This window comes from Bifidobacterium sp., from assembly GCF_050874245.1.
In the GTDB taxonomy this organism is placed as follows: domain Bacteria; phylum Actinomycetota; class Actinomycetes; order Actinomycetales; family Bifidobacteriaceae; genus Bifidobacterium.
The window spans coordinates 1-7,058 of sequence record NZ_JBNMKH010000084.1 but is presented as its reverse complement, the minus strand read 5'-3'; the positions used below and the strand labels follow the sequence as shown (position 1 = coordinate 7,058).

The window sequence follows — 7,058 nt, the reverse complement described above, 5'->3', positions numbered from 1 at the left end:
TCCCTGGGGAAACGGGCCCAGCCGCCTTACAAGCTCCGTAAAAGAATCAGACCTGCATTTGCATGGCTTGGGAGCGGCGGGCACGCATCGCGCGGCGCTTGAGCGCGCGTCGCTCGTCTTCGCTCAGACCTCCCCAGACGCCGTAATCCTGATTGGTGTCCAGCGCGCATTTCAAGCATGCGTCAATCACCTTGCAGGTGCGGCAAACCGCTTTGGCCTCTTCGATTTGTTGATAGGCGGCGCCGGTGTTGCCGACGGGGAAAAACAGCTCCGGATCCTTATCCCGGCATGCGGCCTTGGCTCGCCAATCAAAAGCACTGCTCATGTAATCGCCTTCCTCTTGCCTTAATCGGCATGTTATCCGTTACTTAGATAACCACGAATCGGAATATTTTTCAAGAGTCTGGGCAAAAGAAATCAAGGAATTCCTAAAAGCCTGTGAATTCCACGCATTGCACAGGATATGCCTTTGCTTGTTGGATGAAGGCTCCTCGTCCGGGGATGGCGTAGTCGTCGACGCCGAAGCCATCCAGGATGGGACCGGGGACGCCCAGCATCAAATCGTTGGATCGTTCGCCGCTGGGAAAGACTATGCGCGTGAGACACCTATCAAGCAGAACGCTTCGTGGTTGTTCCACCGCCGCGATCACGGTGATGGAGGGGTCCGCCAGCGCCTGTCTGAGCTCATCGGCTTCTTCCGATTGACTGAAAGGATCCAACATCGCATCGGCGTCATCCACGAACCAGATGACGCGTTCATGTTTAGGCGAAGCCCTGCCGTCATCCGTGACCGATCCGGCATCGGTCCTTCGCGTGAACCTTATGCCGCATCGGCCAGTGCCGTACAGCCAGCTGGCGCAATGCAGCATCAGATTGGTTTTGCCGCTGCCGTATGCTCCGATTATGGCGATGTTTCCTTGACCCACGTCCAGGAAGGCGGTGGAGACGAGCACGCCGTCATCGCCAAGAGCGAAGGGGACGCGCTGCCATATGTTGTCCGACGGGACCGTGAGGTCGCGTATGGAGGCTTGTTTGCTAAGAGGATCGGAGAACAGCGGCTTCGGATTGTCGATTCCATCGAACTTTGCGGCGGTGTTGACGGCTTTGACCAGAGCGTCGATATCGTGCACCGCGCTGCAAAGGAACGGTGTCGTGTGTTGTCCGTCATGGCAGTATGCGGCACCGGGGAAGGCGGCTGGAATCAGTGCCGCGTCTTTGACGCCGATAAGCTCGTTCGATTGCATCTGGTCGGTGACACGTAGACAGATGTTCAAAGATATATTGGCCTTCATGTCGGCATGAACCTGTCCCATGGGGTTTTGCGTGCAGACGATGAGATGCATGCCGAGCGATCGACCAAGGGAAGCCAGACGATTCAGACGCTGCATGTAATCGGGCAGACGGTCGCGCAATGCGTGGAATTCGTCGATGACTACCACGAGCCGCGCCGGGGGATGGGAGAGTTGATCGAAGCGCGCGACACGTTCGGCGCTTACCAATGCCTCACGTCGAATCAGCTCCTGCTCGATGGCGTTCAACGCTCGTACGGCGTGGGCGAGGTCGAGGTCACAGACATTGCCCACGGTGTGTGGCAGATGCTCCAAAGCGTTGAATGTGGAGCCACCCTTGAAATCGAGAAAAACAAAATGGAGGGTTCTGGGACTGTGTTGAATGGCTAATGCCATGCACCAGCTGATAAGTAGTTCCGATTTACCTGATCCTGTGGTGCCTGCAACCATGGCGTGCGGTCCCAATGCGGTCAGATTGATGCGGAATGTGCCGTACTCCGATACGCCGATGGCACTGTTCGGTGGAGAAGCCATCCAATTGCGCACGATGGCGCGCCAAGGCAGAATCTCCGCGTGCAGTCCGTGTAGCTCTTCGAAGCTTGCGCGTGCCAAATCTTCGAATGCGAAAGCGGGGCTTGTCTGGTTCTGACGGCATGATGTGGTGCCGATGTCGAAATCCCCATTGTCACCGGAGGATTCCGCGTGCTTGGCCCGTATGACCATCGTGGCCAGCATGAGCGCGCTGCCGAGCATTCCCGGAGCCAGCATGGCCGCATACATCCATTGGCGTTGCACGCACATGATGGTCAGCATGATGAGTTGCGCCAACAATGGCGCACTCCAACTGAGCAGGGTGAGGCGTTGTTCGTTCAGTCGCCAGGGATGTCTTCTATTGCGCATGGCTTCAGACTGGATGCTGTCAGCCATCTGGCGCAAGTCGAAACATGGGTTGTGGTCTGAGAACGTGGGTTATCCACATTTTCGGCGTGTCGCCGTCAGTTCTGCTGACTCTCCGCCAGCGTTCCCACCGTTCCGGGGGAATGCGTGCCGTCAGCCAATTCGGAGAAAAGCTGGGTGTTTCGTTCGGTGTCCAGCAAAACGCTTGATCCCACGCCATCGACATAATAATCAGGGTCGGTCCAATACACGCTTCCCGAAATGCCGTGCTTTCCAGAGGCGCTCTTGAAGGCAAGAGCCATGCTCAGTAGTGATGAAGTCGAGGTTTTTTCGTCCACCGTCACTGAATCCAGTGCCGCGGCGGCAACTTTCTTGGTTTTACCCAAATTAGTCAGCGTCTGTCGTGACGTTCCTTTTTTGACGATGGCGTTGATGACCTGCCGTTGGCGAGCGGCACGTCCGAAATCGCCCTGCGCATCCGCATAGCGCATACGGGAGAAAGCGAGTGCCGTGGCGCCGTCCACGCTATGGCATCCCGAAGTCCAATTCAAACCCGAGTAGGGATCGCTGACCGTCTGGTCATAGCACAGATCGATTCCGCCCAACGCATCGACGACTTTGACCAGACCTCCAAATCGAACCATCGCCACATGGTTGATCTTCTGTCCGGTGATATCCTCCACCTCGTTGACGAGCTGTTTGCGACTATATAGCTGCGCCACGGCATTGATCTTCATGTAGTTCCCATCGATTTCCACAAGTGAGTCGCGTGGAATGGAGATCAGCGAGGATGGTCCATTCTTCGGTTTGGTGAGCACAAGGATCGTGTCGGTTCGGAAGCCCTCGACGTCACCGGCGTCTCCTATGGTGCCTTCTCTTTCATCGGAACCGAGGATAAGCCAGCTTTCACCGGCAGTGTCAGCCTTGGAAGTCAACCATTTCTGCTTGTTGAGTTGTCCGTCGGCCCAATTCCAAGCGGCGAAGATTCCGATTCCAAGTACGAGAACGATCACGAGGAATGCGATGAGCACGATACGTCCGACATGGACCTTCCTCGTGGACGTGACCGATGCCTTCATGGGAATTGATGCTGTGCCCATGCGCGGAGCCATCTCTCTAGTCGAAACGGAAGTGGAGGAGGAGCCTCGGACCTGTTGCGCCTTCGATATGGTGCGGTCGGATGCCTTCGGAGCGAATGATTCAGGTGATTGATTCCGCCGGCGGGCCCTTTCCGATGGTGCCGTGGCAGGCGCGAAACTCTGCGGCGTCGACGTCGGGGATGTCCGGGATGCGCGTTTCGCCGTTTCCGTGGTTGAGACGCGATTGTGGCGCGAGGCCGGAGCGAAGCTCACAGGCTGGTCTGCCTCGTTTGACCTATGGGATGAGCCTGTGGACGAGGAATCCGATTGTTTTCTACGTCCCGATGCCGGAATGAAGCTCGGTGGTGCGCCCGCAGGTCCTTTCGTTCCGTTGTCTTCGCTCATGGTTCCTCCCAGAATGAAATCGTCCCTACACCATGTACACCGTGCAGGGACGTGATTGCGTGGTTATGCGTTAGTTCTTTGCTGGAACGGCACATACTGTTGCGTTGAGATACCGATCGGCAAGACCGATGTACTGTCCTGTGACCGCGTCATGGATGGAACCGTCTTCCGGATCGACGGTTCCTCCGGTGCTTGGATCAATCAGTGTGCCATCCGCTTCAGTGATTAGTCCGGTGGCTGGGTCGGGGGTTTCGTTGGAGGACTTGTCCGTGGATTCATCCGACTGGCCGCCATTCGTGCCGTTCGAATCGTCGTTGGACTCGCTGGAATTGGCGGTGTCTTTGGAGGAGGAGTCGGAGGTTTCGAAAATAGGTTTGCCGCGACGCATCTTCTCCCACAATGTATCGGCCTCGTCGGTCCATACGGAACGGTTAGGGTCGGAAGGAGCCTGTACTACAGGAACGGTCTGAGTCTGCAGATTGGTCATTGAGAAATCCTTCAGACTCATGGCAAGTCCGGCCAATGCCGCTGTGTCGGCCATACCTTGGGAGATATTGAGCGATTTAAGCGCGGATTTCGCCAATTGGTATAGCTGTGCGGTGTCGGTGAGCAGGTTCTTGCTGAGGGCCTCGCTCATGAGCTGTTTGATGAGGTATTGTTGCCGGGTGGTTCGCGAGGTGTCGGAGCCATCTCCCAATCCGTGACGGGTGCGGGCGTATTGGGTTGCGGCCACGCCATCAAGATGGTGCATTCCCTTGTTGAGTTTGAGCCCGGTATACGGATCGTCGACGTTTTGCGGAATGCATAGGTCCACTCCGCCGACCGCATCGATCATCTTGACCAATCCTGCGAAATCAACGACGATGAAGCTCTGGATGTTCAGTCCGGTAAGACTGTTCACTGCATTCAGGGTGCAGCTCGCCGCCGAAGCGAGGTCGCCTCCAGTCTGGTATGCGCCTGCGAATATCGAGTTGAACATGACATTGTATTGGGCGGGGATTTTGCCCTTTGAGGTTTCGCATTGGGGCACGTCCACCAAGGAGTCACGCGGGATGGAGACCAGATTGATTTCCTTGCGGTCGGCGGAGATCTGCACAATCATGGTGGTGTCGGCTTGATGGCCTCCAACGACGTCATCGAAACTGCCTCCGATGGCTTGGTTCTCCGCGCCATCGCGTGAATCCTGGCCGATCAGCACGAATTCGATCGGCTGTCCGGAATTCGGATCGATGATGGAGGTACCGTCATCCAACGATCCCTGTCCGATCACGTTGACGGAATTGTTCCTGATGATGCCGTCAACATCCAGCCATGTCGCGGCTGCGGCGGTGCCTGCGAACACCAGCATCGCCGCGAGTGCCAAGGAGATTATGGTTCTGATTCGATGTTGCACCGTGTACCCGAGGCTATGCCGTGGCTTCGTATCCTGAAAGCCATTGATATTAGGAAGCTTGTTGCCGGCTGGGGATGTTGTCACGGTGTTGCCTTCCTGATTGATGAGACGTTTGACGCGGAGCGATTTGAAAACCGTCACCACCCAAAAAGACCATTATAAAGGTGGCGTCTGATTTTCCGTTGGCATTGCGCTTTTGGAACATGGCAATGGTGATTCCTTATATCACATTTTTTCTGATACATGGTCATTGACTCGTTGGAATTTGACAAACTTATGTGTGGTGTGTGTATCCTGAACCAGTGCGGAGTATGCACAGACAAAATACAGATGTTGTGGGGAGGGCTCATGTGGGGCGTGATCGATGAGTCTTCCGATAATCCGCTTGTGGAGCTGTGGGGTCTGTTCAAGCGGGATGATGACGTATCCTGGCAGCATAAGGCATTGTGCTCGCAGACCGATCCCGAGGCGTTCTTCCCGGAAAAAGGCGGCTCGACCAGAGACGCGAAGAGGGTGTGCGCCCAGTGCGAGGTGCGGGAACAGTGTCTGAAATGGGCGATTGACCATGATGAGCGTTTCGGCATTTGGGGCGGCATGAGCGAGCGGGAACGCCGTCGGTATAAAAAAGAGCATAAGGAGCGGGCATAACGTACGGCACGTCCCATGCGTACACTTGAAACTATGAATTCAAACGCCAGCAGCGATATCCAAACAATCGTGACGGATCTGCTCAAGAGCAGGCCATATACGCATCAACAGGACGTCGATATATCCGTGGCCGCGGTGGTCACCGCGCAATATGATCTGCGGTTTCTGGGATCCACTGTCAGCGCGGTGCTTGCCCAGCGCGTGCTGCCGGCGATGATCATCGTCGCCGATTGCACGGGACGGATTGAGCGGCCCATGCAGATGACATTCGATGTCATCCATTCGTCGGAGGATGTGCTCACCGAGGTCCCCGAGGCCAAAACGGTGCGTGTCATTTTGGCCGGGGTGAAGGAAGCGGTCTCCTTCATGGATGCGGTGATGCGCGCGGTGAACCAGATTGATATGGACGCCGGCATCCGTGCTCTATGGACGCTCCATGACGATTCCCGTCCGGCCGATGACCGATGCCTTGAAACATTGCTCGACGCGTGGAGGAATACCCCAACGGTGTCTCTTCTCGGCTCCAAGCAGCTGGATTGGCAGGCGGAGAACCTTCATAATGTCGGTTTGTATGCGGGACATCACGATGCGGTCTCCTTGGTGGTTGACGGCGAGCCTGATCAGGAACAGTACGATGGCCGGCAGGATGTGCTGGCGGTTTCCCTGTCCGGAGCATTAGTGCCGTTGTCCACGCTGCGCGCGTTCGAAGGGGCCGATCCGTGGTTTGGGACGTTCGCCGAGTCCAAGGACCTATGCCGGCGTATCTGTCTTGGCGGAGGTCGTGTCGCGGTGGTTCCCCAAGCGCGCATCGCTCATCGGAGGGCACGCTTCGAGGGCATCCGTTCCAAAAACGGTCGCCCTGTGGAAGATGAGGATGGACGCATCGATCCATACCTTGCCATACGTGAAGCCAACGTCAAATATGCATATACCGATATGCACCGTTCGTGGTGGCCGTTGCTTTGGCTATGGTCCATCATTCAATCGTTGGCTTTGGCGGTGCTTTGCCTGACCCGTAAACAGCCATATCATGCCTGCTGCGAATTGGCGATTCCCTGGCGTGCGTTACTGCATCTTCCCGGCGCATGGCGGGCGCGTGTTCGGTTGCGCGGCCAGAGCAAGGTTGCGATCAAGTCGTTGTCCATGCTCGCCGCGAATCGTCAGCAGATCAGGGAATGGCGAGATCGTCGTCGTGCTTTCCACGATCAGCAGGGAACCGTTCTGCTCAGCCCTCTTGGCAAGGCGCATCTGCGTAAGCGCCTTCTACGTAGATGGGGGTTTGCGGTTGGCTCGGCTTTGGTTGCCGCCATCTGGACCGTGGCGATGTTCTGGAATGTCTTTCGTGCC

Annotated in this window: 6 protein-coding genes; 2 read left to right on the top strand and 4 right to left on the bottom strand. The window is 56.5% G+C overall.

What is annotated here, in order from left to right; translation table 11 throughout:
* Nucleotides 1-46 precede the first annotated feature (46 nt).
* From ACR0P8_RS08045 to ACR0P8_RS08030, 4 genes are all read right to left on the bottom strand, one after another.
* Nucleotides 47-325 (bottom strand): WhiB family transcriptional regulator, encoded by a 279-nt coding sequence (locus ACR0P8_RS08045; RefSeq protein ID WP_003809589.1) that lies wholly within the window; start codon nt 323-325, stop codon nt 47-49.
* Between the two features lie 103 nt (nt 326-428).
* The gene (locus ACR0P8_RS08040; protein ID WP_432624585.1) at nt 429-2,216 is read right to left on the bottom strand and encodes an FtsK/SpoIIIE domain-containing protein; all 1,788 of its coding nucleotides are present in this window, start codon (nt 2,214-2,216) and stop codon (nt 429-431) included.
* A 68-nt stretch (nt 2,217-2,284) separates the two neighbouring features.
* On the bottom strand, nt 2,285-3,670 hold the full coding sequence (locus ACR0P8_RS08035; protein ID WP_432624584.1) for an LCP family protein: 1,386 nt from the start codon (nt 3,668-3,670) through the stop codon (nt 2,285-2,287).
* A gap of 70 nt (nt 3,671-3,740) precedes the next feature.
* The gene (locus ACR0P8_RS08030) at nt 3,741-5,018 is read right to left on the bottom strand and encodes an LCP family protein (RefSeq protein ID WP_432624586.1); all 1,278 of its coding nucleotides are present in this window, start codon (nt 5,016-5,018) and stop codon (nt 3,741-3,743) included.
* Nucleotides 5,019-5,411: 393 nt separating this feature from the next.
* Between ACR0P8_RS08030 and ACR0P8_RS08025 the strand changes: the two genes are divergently transcribed.
* Nucleotides 5,412-5,711: a WhiB family transcriptional regulator gene (locus ACR0P8_RS08025; RefSeq protein WP_432624583.1), complete on the top strand. Its 300-nt coding sequence runs from the start codon at nt 5,412-5,414 to the stop codon at nt 5,709-5,711.
* Nucleotides 5,712-5,726: 15 nt separating this feature from the next.
* Nucleotides 5,727-7,058 (top strand): glycosyltransferase family 2 protein (locus tag ACR0P8_RS08020; RefSeq protein WP_432624582.1); only part of this gene is annotated, 1,332 nt, incomplete at its 3' end.